The organism is Kitasatospora sp. NPDC127067 (genome assembly GCF_042724755.1).
GTDB lineage: Bacteria > Actinomycetota > Actinomycetes > Streptomycetales > Streptomycetaceae > Kitasatospora > Kitasatospora lactacystinica.
Genome location: NZ_JBHXEM010000035.1, coordinates 16,626 through 32,511, shown reverse-complemented (window position 1 = coordinate 32,511; position 15,886 = coordinate 16,626). Strand labels below are relative to the sequence as shown.

The 15,886-nt window shown below is 73.3% G+C and carries 11 protein-coding genes; 7 read left to right on the top strand and 4 right to left on the bottom strand.

Annotated features, from left to right (window positions below):
* Positions 1-3: 3 nt before the first annotated feature.
* The 4 genes from ACFWJ4_RS17145 to ACFWJ4_RS17130 are packed head-to-tail and all read left to right on the top strand — an operon-like array spanning position 4 to position 3,948.
* Positions 4-966: an ABC transporter permease gene (locus tag ACFWJ4_RS17145; protein WP_359901091.1), complete on the top strand. Its 963-nt coding sequence runs from the start codon at positions 4-6 to the stop codon at positions 964-966.
* A complete protein-coding gene (locus tag ACFWJ4_RS17140; RefSeq protein WP_359901089.1) occupies positions 963-1,949 on the top strand; it encodes an ABC transporter permease in 987 nt (328 codons plus the stop codon). Before ACFWJ4_RS17145 ends, ACFWJ4_RS17140 begins: the two co-directional genes overlap by 4 nt.
* Positions 1,949-2,947 carry an ABC transporter ATP-binding protein gene (locus ACFWJ4_RS17135; protein WP_380544636.1) on the top strand — a complete coding sequence of 333 codons (999 nt, stop codon included), beginning with the start codon at positions 1,949-1,951 and terminating at the stop codon, positions 2,945-2,947. Before ACFWJ4_RS17140 ends, ACFWJ4_RS17135 begins: the two co-directional genes overlap by 1 nt.
* On the top strand, positions 2,947-3,948 hold the full coding sequence (locus tag ACFWJ4_RS17130) for an oligopeptide/dipeptide ABC transporter ATP-binding protein (protein ID WP_359901083.1): 1,002 nt from the start codon (positions 2,947-2,949) through the stop codon (positions 3,946-3,948). Before ACFWJ4_RS17135 ends, ACFWJ4_RS17130 begins: the two co-directional genes overlap by 1 nt.
* 108 nt (positions 3,949-4,056) lie before the next feature.
* Here the strand turns inward: ACFWJ4_RS17130 and soxR are convergent, their stop codons facing one another.
* Positions 4,057-4,530: a redox-sensitive transcriptional activator SoxR gene (soxR, locus tag ACFWJ4_RS17125; protein WP_359901080.1), complete on the bottom strand. Its 474-nt coding sequence runs from the start codon at positions 4,528-4,530 to the stop codon at positions 4,057-4,059.
* A 47-nt stretch (positions 4,531-4,577) separates the two neighbouring features.
* On the opposite strand from soxR, the gene ACFWJ4_RS17120 reads away from it, so the two are divergent.
* Complete coding sequence (locus ACFWJ4_RS17120; RefSeq protein WP_380544633.1) at positions 4,578-6,035, top strand: MFS transporter; 1,458 nt, start codon at positions 4,578-4,580, stop codon at positions 6,033-6,035.
* A 101-nt stretch (positions 6,036-6,136) separates the two neighbouring features.
* On the opposite strand, the gene ACFWJ4_RS17115 is transcribed toward ACFWJ4_RS17120, so the two are convergent.
* The 3 genes from ACFWJ4_RS17115 to ACFWJ4_RS17105 all read right to left on the bottom strand — a co-directional run bounded on the left by ACFWJ4_RS17115 (position 6,137) and on the right by ACFWJ4_RS17105 (position 11,187).
* Positions 6,137-8,503: an immune inhibitor A domain-containing protein gene (locus ACFWJ4_RS17115; RefSeq protein WP_380544630.1), complete on the bottom strand. Its 2,367-nt coding sequence runs from the start codon at positions 8,501-8,503 to the stop codon at positions 6,137-6,139.
* Between the two features lie 154 nt (positions 8,504-8,657).
* Positions 8,658-9,035, bottom strand: coding sequence for a YrdB family protein (locus ACFWJ4_RS17110; RefSeq protein ID WP_380544627.1), 378 nt, complete (start codon positions 9,033-9,035; stop codon positions 8,658-8,660).
* Between the two features lie 85 nt (positions 9,036-9,120).
* The gene (locus ACFWJ4_RS17105) at positions 9,121-11,187 is read right to left on the bottom strand and encodes a prolyl oligopeptidase family serine peptidase (protein WP_380544624.1); all 2,067 of its coding nucleotides are present in this window, start codon (positions 11,185-11,187) and stop codon (positions 9,121-9,123) included.
* Positions 11,188-11,336: 149 nt separating this feature from the next.
* Here ACFWJ4_RS17105 and ACFWJ4_RS17100 point away from each other — a divergent pair, with 149 nt between their 5' ends.
* Both ACFWJ4_RS17100 and ACFWJ4_RS17095 read left to right on the top strand, forming a co-directional pair.
* On the top strand, positions 11,337-12,509 hold the full coding sequence (locus ACFWJ4_RS17100; protein WP_380544621.1) for an aminotransferase class V-fold PLP-dependent enzyme: 1,173 nt from the start codon (positions 11,337-11,339) through the stop codon (positions 12,507-12,509).
* A 152-nt stretch (positions 12,510-12,661) separates the two neighbouring features.
* Positions 12,662-15,517: a DEAD/DEAH box helicase gene (locus ACFWJ4_RS17095; protein ID WP_380544704.1), complete on the top strand. Its 2,856-nt coding sequence runs from the start codon at positions 12,662-12,664 to the stop codon at positions 15,515-15,517.
* Positions 15,518-15,886 lie beyond the last annotated feature (369 nt).

The window sequence follows — 15,886 nt, the reverse complement described above, 5'->3', positions numbered from 1 at the left end:
GCGATGAGTACCACCACTGAGCCCGCCGCCGTGGCCGACGCCACGGCGGGGGGCGCCAAGAAGAGTGCCGGGCGCGGGCCCTGGCGGCTGGTCTGGGACCAGCTGTGGGCCAAGGGCTCGGCCCGGTTCGGGCTGATCACCGTCGGCGTGCTGATCCTGATCACGGCGCTGGCCGGACCGCTCAGCGCGCTCGGCGGCTGGACCCCCGAGGAGTTCGACAAGCGCGCCGTCGACCCGTACCTGGGCGGCGTGCCCAGGGGCGACTTCGGCGGCATCAGCGCCCGGCACTGGCTGGGCGTCGAACCGGGCAGCGGCCGCGACCTGTTCGCCCGGGTGCTGCACGGCGGGCAGGTCTCCCTGCTGATCGCCTTCACCGCGACCGCCGTGGTCGTGATCGCCGGCACCCTGGCCGGCATCGCGGCGGGCTACTTCGGCGGCCGCGTCGACACGCTGCTGTCCCGGCTGATGGACCTCACGATGTCCTTCCCCTCGCTGATCTTCATGATCGCGATGATGTCGGTGGCCAAGGACGTCAACCGGATCCTGCTGATCACCCTGGTGATCGGGCTGTTCACCTGGCCCGGCATCGCCCGGGTGGTGCGCGGCCAGACCCTCTCGCTCAAGCACCGCGAGTACGTCGAGGCCGCCAAGGTCGGCGGGGCGCGCTCCTGGCGGATCCTCACCCGCGAGATCCTGCCGAACGTCTCCGGCCCGATCATCGCCTACACCACCCTGCTCATCCCCGGCATGATCGCCACCGAGGCCGCGCTCAGCTACCTCGGCGTGGGCGTCCGCCCGCCGACCGCGTCCTGGGGCCAGATGATCGCCGAGAGCATCGTGCACTACGAGACCGACCCGACCTACTTCCTGATCCCGACCGCCTTCCTGTTCGTCGCCGTGCTCGCCTTCACCCTGCTCGGGGACGCGCTGCGCGACATCCTCGACCCCCGGGGAGGCCGGTCGTGATCCTCTACCTCGGCCGCCGGCTGCTCGGTGTGGCGGGCATCCTGCTCGCCATCTGCGCCATCACCTTCACCATCTTCTACCTGCTGCCCAACGACCCGGCCGCGGCCGCCTGCGGCAAGACCTGCAGCCCCGAGCGGCTCGCCGACGTCAAGGCGGCGATGGGCCTGGACAAGCCGGTCTGGGACCAGTTCCTCGCCTACCTCGGCGGCATCTTCGCCGGCCGCGACTACGGCTCCGGCCCCAGCGCGGTGCACTGCGGCTTCCCCTGCCTCGGCTACTCCTACGAGTACGGGCTGCCGGTCTGGGACCTGCTCACCGACCGGCTGCCGGTCTCCGTCTCGCTGGCCCTCGGCGCGGCCGTGCTCTGGCTGGTCCTCGGCCTCGGCGCGGGCGTCACCTCGGCGCTGCGCAAGGGCCGACCGGTCGACAAGACGCTGATGGTGCTGTCCGTCGGCGCCGCCTCGCTGCCGGTCTACTTCACCTCGATCATGCTGATCTGGGGCGTCGTCAGGACGGCCGGGCTGCTGCCCTACCCCTCGTACCACAAGTTCACCGAGAACCCCTTCGAGTGGGGCTCCAACCTGCTGCTGCCGTGGATCGCGCTGGCCCTGCTGTACGCGGCCATGTACGCCCGGCAGAGCCGCAACTCGATGATCGAGGCGATGGCCGAGCCGTACATCCGCACCGCCCGGGCCAAGGGCCTGCCGCCGCGGACGGTCACCGTCAAGCACGGGCTGCGCGCCGGGATGACGCCGATCCTGACCATCTTCGGCATGGACCTCGGCGGCCTGCTGGCCGGCGCGGTCATCACCGAGTCGATCTTCGGCCTGCCCGGCGTCGGCCGGCTGTTCTACGACGGCCTGGCCCGTTCCGACCAGCCCGTCATCCTCGGGGTCACCCTGCTCGCGGCCTTCTTCATCGTCGCGGCGAACCTGCTGGTCGACCTGCTCTACGCGTTCGTCGACCCGAGAGTGAGGTACTGATGACCAGGCTGTTGGAGGTCGAGGACCTCAAGGTCGCCTTCGACACCCCGCGCGGCACCGTCCGCGCGGTGGACGGGATCTCCTTCGCCGTCGAGGCCGGGCGCACCCTCGGGCTGGTCGGTGAGTCGGGCAGCGGAAAGTCCGTCACCTCGCTCGCCGTCATGGGCCTGCACCGCGGCGCCGCCGTCACCGGCTCGATCCGGCTGAACGGGCAGGAGCTGAACGGGCTCGGGGAGCGGGAGCTGGGCACCGTCCGGGGCCGCCGGATCGCGATGATCTTCCAGGACCCGCTGTCCAGCCTGCACCCCTTCTACACCGTCGGGGAGCAGATCGCCGAGCACTACCGGGTGCACTTCAAGGCCAACCGCAAGGCCGGGCGGGCCAAGGCGGTGGAGATGCTGGCCGAGGTCGGCATCCCGGAGCCGGCCCGCCGGGTCGACGAGTACCCGCACCAGTTCTCCGGCGGCATGCGCCAGCGCGTCATGATCGCCATGGCGCTCGCCTGCGAGCCCGAGCTGCTGATCGCCGACGAGCCCACCACGGCCCTCGACGTCACCGTCCAGGCGCAGATCCTCGACCTGATCGCCCGGATCCAGCAGGAGCGCGGCCTCGGCGTCGTGATGATCACCCACGACCTCGGCGTGGTCGCCCGGGTCGCCCACGAGGTGCTGGTCATGTACGGCGGCCGGGCCGCCGAACAGGCCCCGGTGGACCGGCTGTTCGCGCAGCCCGCGCACCCGTACACGCGCGGCCTGCTGGACTCGCTGCCGCGCCTGGACGACGCCGACGACGCCCCGCTGCGGGCCATCCCCGGCAGCCCGCCGTCGCTGATCGCCCCCGCCCCCGGCTGCTCCTTCGCCCCGCGCTGCGCCCGCACCACCGCGGCGTCCGCCGAGGAGCACACCCGCTGCCTGGCCGAGCGCCCCGTGCTCGACCGGCTCGCCCCCGGCCACCAGGCCGCCTGCCACCTGCCGCTGGTGCCGGAAGGGGTGCTGTGATGACCACACCGTCGACGAAGGGCGCGACCGCGCCGCTGCTGTCCGTCCGGGACCTGGTGAAGACCTTCCCCGGCCGGCGCGGCCGCACCGGCCGGCCCGGGGCGCCGATCCGGGCGGTGGACGGGGTGAGCTTCGACGTCGGCGCGGGCGAGACGCTCGGCCTGGTCGGCGAGTCCGGCTGCGGCAAGTCCACCACCGGGCGGATGATCGTCCGGCTGCTCGACCCGACCTCGGGCACCGTCACCTTCGACGGCACCGAGATCGGCGGGCTCTCCCAGGCCCGGCTGCGCCCGCACCGGCGCGACCTCCAGATGGTCTTCCAGGACCCGTACTCCTCGCTCAACCCCCGCCAGACGGTGGCCCGGATCATCTCCGAGCCGCTGCTGGTCCAGGGCGGGAGCGCGGCGGACGCGCGCAAGCGGGCCGGCGAGCTGATGGAGCTGGTCGGGCTGATCCCCGAGCACCTGGACCGCTACCCGCACGAGTTCTCCGGCGGCCAGGCCCAGCGCATCGGCATCGCCCGCTCGCTGGCCACCTCGCCGCGGCTGGTGATCGCCGACGAGCCGGTCTCCGCGCTGGACGTCTCCATCCAGGCCCAGGTGGTCAATCTGATGGAGCGGCTCCAGAAGGAGCTGGGGCTGGCGTACGTGTTCATCGCGCACGACCTCTCGGTGGTCAAGCGGGTCTGCGACCGGGTCGCGGTGATGTACCTGGGCCGGATCGTGGAGATCGGCGACAAGGCCGAGGTGTACGGCGCTCCCGCGCACCCGTACACCAGGGCGCTGCTGTCCGCCGTCCCGCTGCCCGACCCGGAGGCGGAGCGCAACCGGGAGCGGATCGTGCTGCTCGGCGACCCGCCGAGCCCGGCCGACCCGCCGCCCGGCTGCACCTTCCACCCGCGCTGCCCCAAGGCCCAGGACATCTGCCGGACCGAGCGGCCGCTGCTGAGGATCGCCGGGCCCGGCGAGCGGCAGGCCGCCTGCCACTTCCCGGAGGCCTGAGGCCGCACAAGCCCCCGGTCGGACGCGGCGGGGAACCCTGCGAGGGCCGCGTCCGGCCGGGTTCCACCCTTTCCCCGCCCACTCTCCGCGCTCGCTCCTGCTGCCCGCTCACTCCTCGGCGGGCAGCAGGCCCTCCTCCGGCAGCAGCCGGCGCGGGCCGGGCCCCTCGGCGGCCAGCTCGTCCCCCGGGTTGAGCACCCGGCAGCGGCGCAGCGACACGCAGCCGCAGCCGATGCAGCCGGTCAGTTCGTCCTCCAGCCGCTCCAACTCGGCCCGGCGGGCGCGCAGCTGCTCGGCCCAGCGCAGGGAGATCCGCTCCCAGTCGTGCTTGCCGGGCATCCGGTCCTCGGGCAGGCCGGTGAACACCTCGGCGACCTCGGAGAGCGGGATGCCGAGCCGCTTGGCGACCAGGATGAGCGAGATCCGGCGCAGCACGTGCCGCCGGTAGCGCCGCTGGTTGCCCGTCGTGCGCTCGGAGGAGATCAGCCCCTGGTCCTCGTAGAAGCGCACCGCCGAGGTGGCGATCCCGGCCCGCCGGGCCACCTCGCCGACGCTCAGCAGATCGACCGGCGCGGTGGTCATGGCGGCTCCTTGACTTCAAGTTCTCTTGAAGTCCTAGCGTACCGGACGTGACCGAATCAGCTGCCGTCGACAACGACACCACCACCGCCGAGCTGGACAGTTACCCGTCGGAGTCGCCGTCCGCGGGAGCCCCCGGCGGGTGGCGCGAACTCTTCTCCCGCCGCTACGCCGCCTCCGCCTCGATCCTGGCCGGCGGCGTCGCGCTGTACGCGATGAACCTCTACTTCACCGCCGCCCTGATGCCCTCGATCGTCGCCGACATCGGCGGCGAGCGGTACTACGCGTGGGTGGCCACCGGCTTCCTGATGGCCGCCGTCATCGCCTCGATGCTGGTCAGCCGGCTGCTGGACCGCCTCGGCGCCGCCCGGGCCTACGTGCTGGGCTTCCTGGTCTTCGGCGCCGGCGCGGTGGTCAACGCGCTCAGCCCGTCGATGGCGGCGCTGATCCTCGGCCGGGTGGTGCAGGGCCTCGGCGGCGGGCTGGTGGCCGGGCTCGGCTACGCCGTGATCCGCAGCGCCCTGCCGGAGCGGCTGTGGACCCGCGCGGCCGGACTGGTCTCCGCGATGTGGGGCGTCGGAACCCTGGTCGGACCGTCGCTGGGCGGGCTCTTCGCCCAGCTCGGCGCCTGGCGCGGGGCGTACGTCCTGCTGCTGGTCGCCGCGCTGGTGCTGGCGGTCCTGGCCCGCCGGGTGCTGCCCGGGCGCCCCGGCGCGGGGCACGGCAGCGGCCCGGTGCCGCTGCCCTCGCTGCTGCTGCTCACCCTGGCGGCCGCCGCCTTCAGCGTCAGCTCGACGGTGCCGAGCGGCTGGCCGACGGCCCTGTGCCTGCTCGCCGGACTGGCGCTGCTGGTGGGCTTCGTGGCGGCCGAGCGGCGCGGGGCGGCCACGGTGCTGCCGCAGCAGACCTACCGGGCCGGCAACCCGCTGAAGTGGCTCTACCTGACCGTCGCGGTGCTCTGCGCGGGCGTGGTGACGGAGAACTTCATCCCGCTGTTCGGCCAGCAGCTGGGCGGCCTCTCCCCGCTGGTGGCCGGGTTCCTCGGGGCCACGACCTCGGCCGGCTGGACCACCGCCCAGCTGTTCAGCGTCGGGATCGGGACGGCCCGCGGCCGGGCCCTGGCGATCCGCACCGCACCGCTGGTGCTGGTCGGCGGGCTGCTGGTCTACGGGCTGACGCAGACCGGGCACGCCTCCGGGCCGCGGGTGCTGCTGTGGGCGGTGGCGCTGTTCGGCGCCGGCACCGGGATAGGCCTGGCCTTCCCGCACCTCAGCGTGGCCGCGATGCGCAGCAGCGGCGACCCGGCGGAGGGCGGCAAGGCGGCCGCGGCGATCAACACCACCCAGCTGATCGCCTTCTCGGTGACCTCGGCGCTGGCCGGCACCCTGGTCAACCTGGGCGGGGACACCCCGGTCGACTCGGCCCGGTACATGACCCTGGGGATCGCCGCGATCACCGTCCTCGGGGTGGCCACCGCCGCGCGCACCGCCCGCAGCCTCGGGCGCTGAGCCGGGGCGGGTACGGGCGGGCCCCGTGGCGGCGGGTACGAGCAGGCCCCGGATCCCTTGTCGTCGGGGGATCCGGGGCCTTTTCCAGGGGGCTTCCCGGCTCAGGAGGCCGGGCCCACCCGGACGGTGGTGATCTTCCCGCCCTGGGACTCCCGGACGACCTCGATCTTCGTGTTGGTGTCCGGCACCTTCACCGTCAGCTGCGGCGTGGCCGGGTCGCCGTACACCCCGGTGCGGTCGTTGAAGACCGGGACGGCCGGCTTCGACGGGATGCGCACCGCGACGCCGCCCTTGTGCAGGGTGAACGGCGTGGTCGGCTTGAGCGAGAAGGTCGCGTCGTAGGTCTGCGCGCGCCCGTTGACCAGCGTCCCGTCGGCGAAGCGGATCGGCGCCGGGCGGGCGTCGATCGGCAGGATCAGCCCGCCGCCGGGGTGGTCCTTGGTGTTGTTGTCACCGTACGAGGTGTCCCACAGCCAGATCAGGACGCCCTCCTGGTACGGGTAGTTGTCCACCACGTTGGCCTTGCCCGCGACGCCGCTGTAGCCGAAGTTGTACGGGCCGGTCTTCAGGAACGCCCCGTAGCCGGTGTAGCGGCGGTTCTCGGCGAGGTACGCGCGCGGGTGCTGCTTGACGGCGGTGCGGCCGTCGATGGCGGTGAAGCCGTTGGCGGTCCAGCCGTTCGCGCCGTTCTCGGCGCCGTCGGTGAACAGCTCGGCGCCGCCGGCGGTGGCCTTGACGGCGTCCACCAGCACGCCCCGGCCGTGGGTGTTGCTGTCCGAGGTGACGTGGAAGCGCAGCCGGACCTGCCGGCCGAGGTAGCCGTCCAGCGGGATGTGCAGCTGCTTGTAGGCGCCGGACGCGCCGCTCAGGCCGGGGGTGTTGGCGCTGGTGTTGCCGATCGGGGCGCCGTCCACGGTGCCGCCGAGGGCGGTCCAGTGCTTGCCCTCGTCGGTGGAGGCCTCGACGGTCAGGAAGTCGTAGTCCTGCTCGGTGTCGTACCAGACCGCCGCGTCCAGGGCGGCCGGACCGGCGGCGGTGCGCAGGTCGACGTCCCGGGTCAGGGAGTTGTCCTGGTTGTCGCCGGTGTCGCTCCACCACTGCCTGGCGCCCTCGTACGGGTCGGCGAGGTCGGTGCGGGTGGTGCCGTCCGGCAGGTGGACCAGGACGGCCTGGGCCTGGTCGGTGTTGTAGCTGCTCACGCCGAGGGCGTGGGTGGAGCGGGTGGCGGCCTGCGCCTCGTCGTAGTCGAGCCAGCCGAACTGCAGCTTGCTCCAGGCGTCGAGGTCGCCGGGGTAGCCGCCGGTGGTGTTCGGGCCCTTGCCCAGGTACGAGCCGGAGGACATCAGTGACCAGAAGTTGACGCTGTTGTCACCGCCGTTGGTGGGGTAGAGGTCGGGCAGGCCGAGGTTGTGGCCGTACTCGTGGGCGAACAGGCCGACGCCGCTGTTCTCGCCCCCCTGGACGTAGTCGTAGACGTACAGGCCGGTGTCGCCGACGGGGGCGCCGCCGATCTTGTTGCCCTCCGGGCCGGTCTGCCCGGTCGCGTCCGGGAAGGTCCAACTGCGGTGCGCCCACAGTGCGTCGGCGCCCTGGGCGCCGCCGCCCCAGGTCTCGTCCACGCCCGCGTGCACCACGACGACGTTGTCCAGGTAGCCGTCCGGCTGGGCGAACTCGCCGTCCTTGTCGTGGTCGTAGCGGTCGTAGACGTCGTACTGGGCGAGCTGCGCCTTGACGTCGGCGGCGGAGCGGCCCTTGGCGATCTCGCCGTCGTACCAGGCCTTGACGGCGTCCCGGACGAACTCCTGCCCCTGGGTCCAGGCGCCGGAGCCCTGCGGGCCCTTGTTGCTGCCGTAGCGGGCCTCGTTGTACGGGAGGGTGACCCAGTCGCTGACGGTGCCCTCGACGTCGTACCGGCCGGAGGACTGGGTGCGGTAGTAGTTGCGCATCGACACGGCGCCGGGCGAGTCGTCGAAGAACAGCTTCTGGTAGTAGTCGCGGTTGAAGTCCTGCGACCACAGGGTGTGGTTGTCGTCCTTGCCCGGCTTGGGGATCCGGTTGTGGGCCGGGCCGGGGGTGCCGCCGTAGCGGGGCTGGCCGTTCCACTGGGTGGTGTTGTCCACCTCGTCGCCGAACTGGGCGAGGATCACGAAGACCTTGTCCGTGCGCTGGTGCGCGAGCTGGACGTAGTCGTTGCCGATCTTCACCTTCGCCGGGGCCCGCTTGCCGGCGCTCTTGGCGACGGATCCCTTGTTGAGCTGCTCCAGGGCCTTGCCGCGCAGCGCCTGGCGCTCGCGCTCCTGCGGGGCCAGCGGGGCGGGCGGGGCCTCGGCGCCCTGTTCGGCGTCGGCCTGGGCCGCGGCGAGGGCGGCGGGGGTCGGGGGTGCGGCCTGGGCGGGGGTGCCCAGCAGGGTGGCCGCTATCGCGCCGGTGGTGAGCGCGGCGGCGAGGGCGGCGGACAGTCTGCGCAACTGACCGGTCCTTTCGGGGGGATGGGGGTCCTTCAGGTCATCAGTCGGTGAAGCGCAGGTAATATTTCACATGTGACGGGTCACGTGGAAGAGGTGTGGAGCAAGCGGAAGGGCGCCGCACCAGGAGGTACGACGCCCTTCGCCCGCCGGACCGTCAGCCGGTGGTGTACTCCAGGGCCACGCTGACCACCACCAGTGCGCCGTACACCAGAGCGAGGGTGCTCCGCCCGGTGGCGTGCAGGGCGAGCGCGCCGGCGCCGAGGACCAGCAGCTTGACCACGATCTCCGCACCGACCGGCAGCCGGACGGCCGGCCCGCCCGCGGCCAGGAACAGCGCCCAGACGCCGGCCGCCAGGGCCGGCGCGCCGAGCCCGAACAGCAGCCGCAGGCCGGTGTTCGGGCCCGCCTGGAAGCCCCAGTAGCAGAGCGACGCCAGCAGGGCGAGCTCCAGCCCGAAGGCGAGTCCGGCGTTGCCCGCGGTCAGTGGCGTCCACTGCCGCTGCCCGACCGGGCCGGGTCGGTCGATCCTCATCCGCGTTCTCCCCGTCGTCCTGGCCCGCCCGGACCGGGCGGCGATCGTGCGGAGTGTCGCAGCCCGGCCCGGGCGGTGCAACGGACTACCCCAGGGACGCCCGCAGGAAGGCGAGTTCGGCCTCGGCCAGCTGCTCCATCAGCCCGCCCGGGGTCATGTGGGTGGCCCCGGGCAGCGGCAGCACGCTGTGCGGCCGGCCGGCCCTGGTGAGCGCCTGGGAGAGCAGCAGGGTGTGCGAGGGGTGGACGTTGTCGTCGGCCAGCCCGTGGATCAGCAGCAGCGGCCTGGTCAGGCCGGGCGCGTCGGTGATCAGGCAGTCGTCGGCGTAGCCCTCGGGGTTGTCCTGCGGCAGGCCGAGGTAGCGCTCGGTGTACGCGGTGTCGTAGAGCCGGAAGTCGGTGGGCGGGGCGCCCGCGCAGGCGGCGTGGAAGACGTCCGGGCGGCGCAGGACGGCGAGCGCCGCGAAGTAGCCGCCGTAGGACCAGCCGCGCACGCCCACCCGGCCGAGGTCGAGGTCCGGGTGCTGCTCGGCGAGCGCGTGCAGGGCGTCGACCTGGTCGTCCAGCGCCACCTGGGAGAAGCGGCGGAAGATGGTGCGGGTGAACTCGGGGGAGACGAACGGGGTGCCGCCGTTGTCGACGGTGACCACCGCGAAGCCCTGGTCGGCCCACCACTGCTTGAGCTGCCAGCGGCGCGGCTCGTTGGCCACCGCCTGGTAGCCGGGCCCGCCGTAGACGTCCAGCAGGACGGGCAGCCGCCGGCCCGGGACGTGGTCGCGCGGGTAGACCACGGCGCTGGGCAGGGCGCGCCCGGTGACCCGGGCGAGTCGCGGTTCCACCCGGTGGGGCAGTGCGGCGCTGTGGTCGGTGAGCGGCAGCTCGCGGCCGTCGCGGCTGACGACGCGCCGCACGCCCTCCGGGCCGGCCGAGGTGAGCAGCAGGGTGTCGGCGGCGGCGAGGGCCGTGTGGGTGCCGGGGCCGGAGGCGAGCGGCTCGGGGGCGCCGCCGTCCGGGTCGACCAGGTGGACGTACTGGTCGAAGGGGTCGCCCTCGCCGGTCTCGCAGAGCAGTCGGCCGTTCAGCCGGCCGACGACCCGGCGGATCTGCAGGCCGGTGGTGTCCAGCGGCTTGCCGTCCAGCGCGAGGCCGCGGGTCTGCGGGGTGTCGTGGACGGTGAGCAGTCGGCCGTCGGCCAGCCGGGCGGGGGTGCCGGGCAGGTCGTCCACCCAGAACTCCTCGGTGGTGCGGGAGAGTTCGGTGCTCGTTCCGGTGGCCGGGTCGGCGCTCAGCAGCAGCACGTTCTGCTGCAGGCGGTCGGCGACGGTGAGCAGCACCTCCTCGGTGGAGGCCCAGGAGGCGGCGCAGACGTACGGGAACTCCTCGGCGTCCCACCGCAGTCGGACCCGGGTGCCGTCGAGGCCGAGCACCCAGAGCTGGACGTCCGCGTTGGGGCCGCCGGCCTGCGGGTAGGCGAAGTCCTCGGGGGCCTCGCCGGGGTGCGCCGGGTCGGCGAAGTAGCGCCGGGGGACAGCGGATTCGTCCACCCGGGCGGCCAGCAGCGCGCCGCCGTCCGGGCGCCACCAGTGGCCGCGGGAGCGGCCGAGCTCCTCGGCGGCGGCGAATTCGGCGACGCCCCAGCGGGCGCCGTCGGCGGGGGAGAACGGTTCGAGGGCCGGGGTGACGTACAGGGCGTCCTCGGCGACGTAGGCGACGCGCTGCCCGGTGGCGTCCGGCCGGGGGTCGAACGCGGGCCCGGCGACGGTGAGTTCGTCGCTGGTGCCGGCGGTGGTGTCGGTGCGGAACAGTCGGCCGTCCAGGGTGAAGACGGCGGTGGCGAGGTCGGCGGTGGCGGCGTACGTGCCGATGCCGGCGGCGACCAGCCGGGTGCGCTCGCGCAGTCGGCGCTCGACGACGGGCAGGTCGTCGCGGCGGCCGGTGCGGCCGGGCAGCAGCGCGGCCGGGTCGGCGACCAGGCGCTCCTCGCCGGTCGCGGTGTCGAGCAGGTGGAGGCGGTCGACCGGATCCTCCGGACCGGTGGAGCGGAGCAGCAGCAGCCGGGTACCGTCCTCGGCGAGGGTGTACGCACGCGGCGCGCCGAAGGCGAACCGGCCGGTACGGGCGCTGAGGGCAAGGAAGGCGTCGGTGTTGGTCACGGCCCGATGGTGGTCGCGAGGTGTGGGCCCCGACCAGTAGTCTGTCATGTGAAATGTCACACATCAGTGCGTGCCGGTGCCGACCGGCCCGCCGAGACGTCGAGCCACCGGCGCGCCGACCACCGGTGCGCCGGCCAGCGGAGGAAACCGTGACCGAGGACCTGCGGACCGCCGAACCCCCGGCCCCCCTGCCCGCCGCCGACCGGCTGTTCAGCGTGTCCCCGCAGACCGCGCACCTGAACCACGGCTCGTTCGGCGCCGTTCCCGTCCCGGTGCAGCGGGCGCAGGAGCGGCTGCGCACCGAGCACGAGCGGGACCCGGACGGCTTCTTCGCCGACCTCCCCGCCCGGATCGCCGCCGCCCGCGCCCTTCTCGCCGCCGAGCTGGACACCGACCCGGACCGGCTCGCGCTGGTCGCCAACGTCACCGAGGCGGTCGCGATCGCCCTGGACAGCATCCCGTTCGCCCCCGGAGACCGGATCCTGGTCACCGACCACGGCTACGGCGCGGTGACCCGGGCCGCGGTCCGCAAGGCCGCCGAGACCGGCGCCGACGTGGTGGTCGTCGAGGTGCCGCTGGACGCCCCGGACGAGCAGGCCGTCCGGGAGGCGGTGCTCGCCGCCGTGGACGGACGCACCACCGTCGCGATCCTGGACCAGCTGACCTCGCCCACCGCCCGCCTGGTGGCCGGCCCGGCCCTGCTCGCCGACCTGCGCGCCCGCGGCGTGACCACCGTGGTGGACGGCGCCCACGCCCCCGGCATGCTGCCCGCCCCGATCGATCCGAACGCCGACTTCTGGTTCGGCAACCTGCACAAGTGGGCCTTCGCCCCGCGCGCCACCGGCGTGCTCGCCGTCCGCCCCGAGTGGACCGCCCGGGTGCGCCCGCTGGCACTGTCCTGGGAGCACGACAAGGGCTTCCCGGGCAACGTGGAGTGGCGCGGCACCTGCGACTACACCCCCTGGCTGGCCGCCCCGGCCGGCTTCGAACTGCTGCGCGACCTCGGCCACGCGGAGGTGGCCGCCCACAACACCGCCCTCGCCGCGTACGGCCGCCGGGTGCTGGCCGAGCGGGCCGGCCTGGCGCCGCTGCCCTCGACCCCCGGGGTCTGGATGAGCACCGTCCGGCTGCCGGACGGGTTCGGCGAGACCGAGCCGCAGGTGAAGGCGCTGATGGCCGAGGTGTGGCACCGGCTCGGCACCCGGATCGCCGTCCGCCCGTGGGCCGGCGGCGGGGTGCTGCGGGTCAGCGCGCAGCTGTACAACCGGCCGGAGGAGTACGAGCGGCTGGCGGACGGGCTGGTGGAGCTGCTGAAGGGCTGAGCCCCGGGGACGGGGCCGGGGCCGGGGCCAGCCGCCGGTGGTACCGGTGGTCCCGGTCGTCCAGGTCACGGAAAAACGGTGCTATCGATGTCACTCCTCCCGGGTAACCTCTCGCTGAGATGCGAGATCACACCAACCACACCCGGACGGCGATGAACACCCCCGATCCAGAGCCCCAGGACGACCAGGAGCTCAGCCCCGCCGAGGCGTACGCGGCCAGCCGTCGCCGGGCCAAGGAGCAGGCCACCGCCCTGTACGGCTTCCAGCAGCTGTACGACTTCCCGCTGGACGACTTCCAGCTGGAGGCCTGCGAGACGCTGGAGGCCGGATCCGGCGTCCTGGTCGCCGCCCCCACCGGCTCCGGGAAGACCATCGTCGGCGAGTTCGCCGTGCACCTGGCCCTGGCCGCGGGCCGCAAGTGCTTCTACACCACGCCGATCAAGGCGCTGTCCAACCAGAAGTACGGGGACCTGGTCAAGCGCTACGGCGCCGCCAAGGTCGGCCTGCTCACCGGCGACAACACCGTCAACGGCGACGCACCCGTGGTGGTGATGACCACCGAGGTGCTGCGCAACATGCTCTACGCGGGCTCCAGCACCCTCGACGGCCTCGGCTACGTCGTGATGGACGAGGTGCACTACCTCGCCGACCGCCTCCGCGGCGCCGTCTGGGAGGAGGTCATCATCCACCTCCCCGAGTCGGTCACCCTCGTCTCGCTCTCCGCGACCGTCTCCAACGCCGAGGAGTTCGGCGACTGGCTGGACACCGTGCGCGGCGGCACCAAGGTGATCGTCTCCGAGACCCGCCCCGTGCCGCTGTGGCAGCACGTGATGGCCGGCAACCGGATGTACGACCTGTTCGCCGACCCCGACCGCGACGGCCGCCCCAAGCACAACCTGAAGAACCCCGGCAAGGCCGTCAACCCCGAGCTGGTCCGGCTCGCCCGCTCCGAGCTCGACCGCAACCCGCGCGACCGCTTCGGCCGCGGCCGGGGCCGCTCGATGCCCAACGGCCGGCCCGGCCGGGTCTGGACGCCGAGCCGCGTCGACGTCATCGACCGGCTCGACGCCGAGGGCCTGCTGCCCGCGATCACCTTCATCTTCAGCCGGGCCGGCTGCGAGGCCGCCGTCCAGCAGTGCCTCAGCTCCGGCCTGCGGCTCAACAAGGACGCGGACCGCGCCCGGGTCCGGGCGATCGTCGAGGAGCGCTGCGCCGACATCCCCGACGAGGACCTGCACGTCCTCGGCTACTTCGAGTGGCTGGACGGGCTGGAGCGCGGCATCGCCGCCCACCACGCCGGGATGCTGCCCCGGTTCAAGGAGGTCGTCGAGGAGCTCTTCGTGAAGGGCCTGGTCAAGGCCGTCTTCGCGACCGAGACCCTGGCGCTCGGCATCAACATGCCCGCCCGCTCGGTGGTCATGGAGAAGCTCGTCAAGTGGAACGGCGAGACCCACGCCGACATCACCCCCGGCGAGTACACCCAGCTCACCGGCCGGGCCGGGCGGCGCGGCATCGACATCGAGGGCCACGCCGTGGTCCTCTGGCAGCGCGGCCTCGACCCCGAGGCGCTGGCCGGCCTGGCCGGCACCCGCACCTACCCGCTGAAGTCCTCGTTCCGGCCCTCCTACAACATGGCCGTCAACCTGGTCTCCCAGTTCGGCCGGCACCGCTCGCGCGAGCTGCTGGAAACCTCCTTCGCCCAGTTCCAGGCGGACCGCTCGGTGGTCGGCATCGCCCGCCAGGTGCAGCGCAACGAGGAGGGGCTGGAGGGCTACCGCGAGTCGATGACCTGCCACCTCGGCGACTTCGACGCGTACATGGAGCTGCGCCGCAAGCTCAAGGACCGCGAGAACGAGATGGCCCGCGAGGGCAGCAGCCAGCGCCGCGCGGCCGCCGTCGAGTCCATCGAGCAGCTCAAGCCGGGCGACGTCATCCACGTGCCCACCGGCAAGTTCGCCGGCCTCGCCCTGGTCCTCGACCCGGGCCTGCCGCCGGTCAACCGCTCCGGCCGGGGCGGCCCGCGCCACCCCGACTACCAGGACGGCCCCCGCCCGGTGGTGCTCACCGCCGAGCGGCAGGTCAAGCGGCTCGCCATGATCGACTTCCCGCACCCGGTCGTCGCGATCGAACGGCTGCGCATCCCCAAGTCCTTCAACCCGCGCAGCCCGCAGTCCCGGCGCGACCTCGCCTCGGCCCTGCGCACCAAGGCCGGTCACCTGGAGCCCGAGCGGTTCCGGCGCGGCCGCGCCGCGGCCGCCGACGACCCGGAGATCACCCGGCTGCGCACCGAACTGCGCCAGCACCCCTGCCACGGCTGCTCCGACCGCGAGGACCACGCCCGCTGGGCCGAGCGCTACCACCGGCTGCACCGCGACACCGAACTGCTGGAACGCCGGATGCGCTCGCGCACCCACACCATCGCCCGCACCTTCGACCGGGTCTGCGGACTGCTCACCGACCTCGGCTACCTGCACGGCGACACCGTCACCGACGACGGCAAGCGGCTCGGCCGACTGTACGGCGAGCTCGACCTGCTCGCCTCCGAATGCATCCGCGAGGGCGTCTGGAGCGGCCTGGCCGCCGCCGAACTCGCCGCCTGCGCCTCGGCGCTGGTGTACGAGGCCCGCCAGTCCGACGACGCCGGCGCCCCCCGGGTGCCGGAAGGCGCGGCCAAGGAGGCGCTCGGCAAGATGGTCCGGATCTGGGGCCACCTGGACGCCCTGGAGGAGCAGCACCGGGTCAACACCGCGGAGGGCGTCGGCCAGCGCGAGCCCGACCTCGGCTTCGCCTGGGTCGCCTACCGCTGGGCGCTCGGCCACAACCTCGACCAGGTCCTGCGCGACGCCGACATGCCGGCCGGCGACTTCGTCCGCTGGACCAAGCAGCTGATCGACGTCCTCGGCCAGATCCAGGACGCCGCCGGCGAGGACGTCGAACTCCGCCGGACCGCCCGCAAGGCCGTCGACGGCCTCCGCCGCGGCATCATCGCCTACTCCTCCGTGGGCTAGCCGGACACCCGAAGGGGCCCGCTCACCCGAGCGCGCGGGCCCCTTCGCTCTCCCAACGATGAGGGGGTGGGGAAGCGCCAGGCCTTCGGCCACCCCCACCCCCACCCCCACCCCCCAATGCGGCCTCGGCTTCGCCTCGCCGCCGGGGCTTCCACGGCGTTGCATAGGAAGTCGGCCCAGCCGACTTCCTATGAAGAAGAGATGCCGTTGCCCCGGCCGACAGCAGGGGCAACGGCATCGTGGCCGCAGACGAGACCTGTGAGGAATGGCCGGGAGATTCTGACGATTCCACGGACGAGGTCTCTTCCGTTGCCGCTTCGGCCAGCCGAAGCGGCAACGGACTTGGGTGAAGTTGTGCGGAAGTCGGTT

Excerpts from the sequence above, each read along its gene's own strand:
- ACFWJ4_RS17145 (WP_359901091.1), top strand. The coding sequence starts at position 4 with ATGAGTACCACCACTGAGCCCGCCGCCGTGGCCGACGCCACGGCGGGG.
- ACFWJ4_RS17135 (WP_380544636.1), top strand. The coding sequence starts at position 1,949 with ATGACCAGGCTGTTGGAGGTCGAGGACCTCAAGGTCGCCTTCGACACC.
- ACFWJ4_RS17130 (WP_359901083.1), top strand. The coding sequence starts at position 2,947 with ATGACCACACCGTCGACGAAGGGCGCGACCGCGCCGCTGCTGTCCGTC.
- soxR (WP_359901080.1), bottom strand. The coding sequence starts at position 4,530 with ATGACCACCGCGCCGGTCGATCTGCTGAGCGTCGGCGAGGTGGCCCGG.
- ACFWJ4_RS17110 (WP_380544627.1), bottom strand. The coding sequence starts at position 9,035 with ATGAGGATCGACCGACCCGGCCCGGTCGGGCAGCGGCAGTGGACGCCA.
- ACFWJ4_RS17095 (WP_380544704.1), top strand. The coding sequence starts at position 12,662 with ATGAACACCCCCGATCCAGAGCCCCAGGACGACCAGGAGCTCAGCCCC.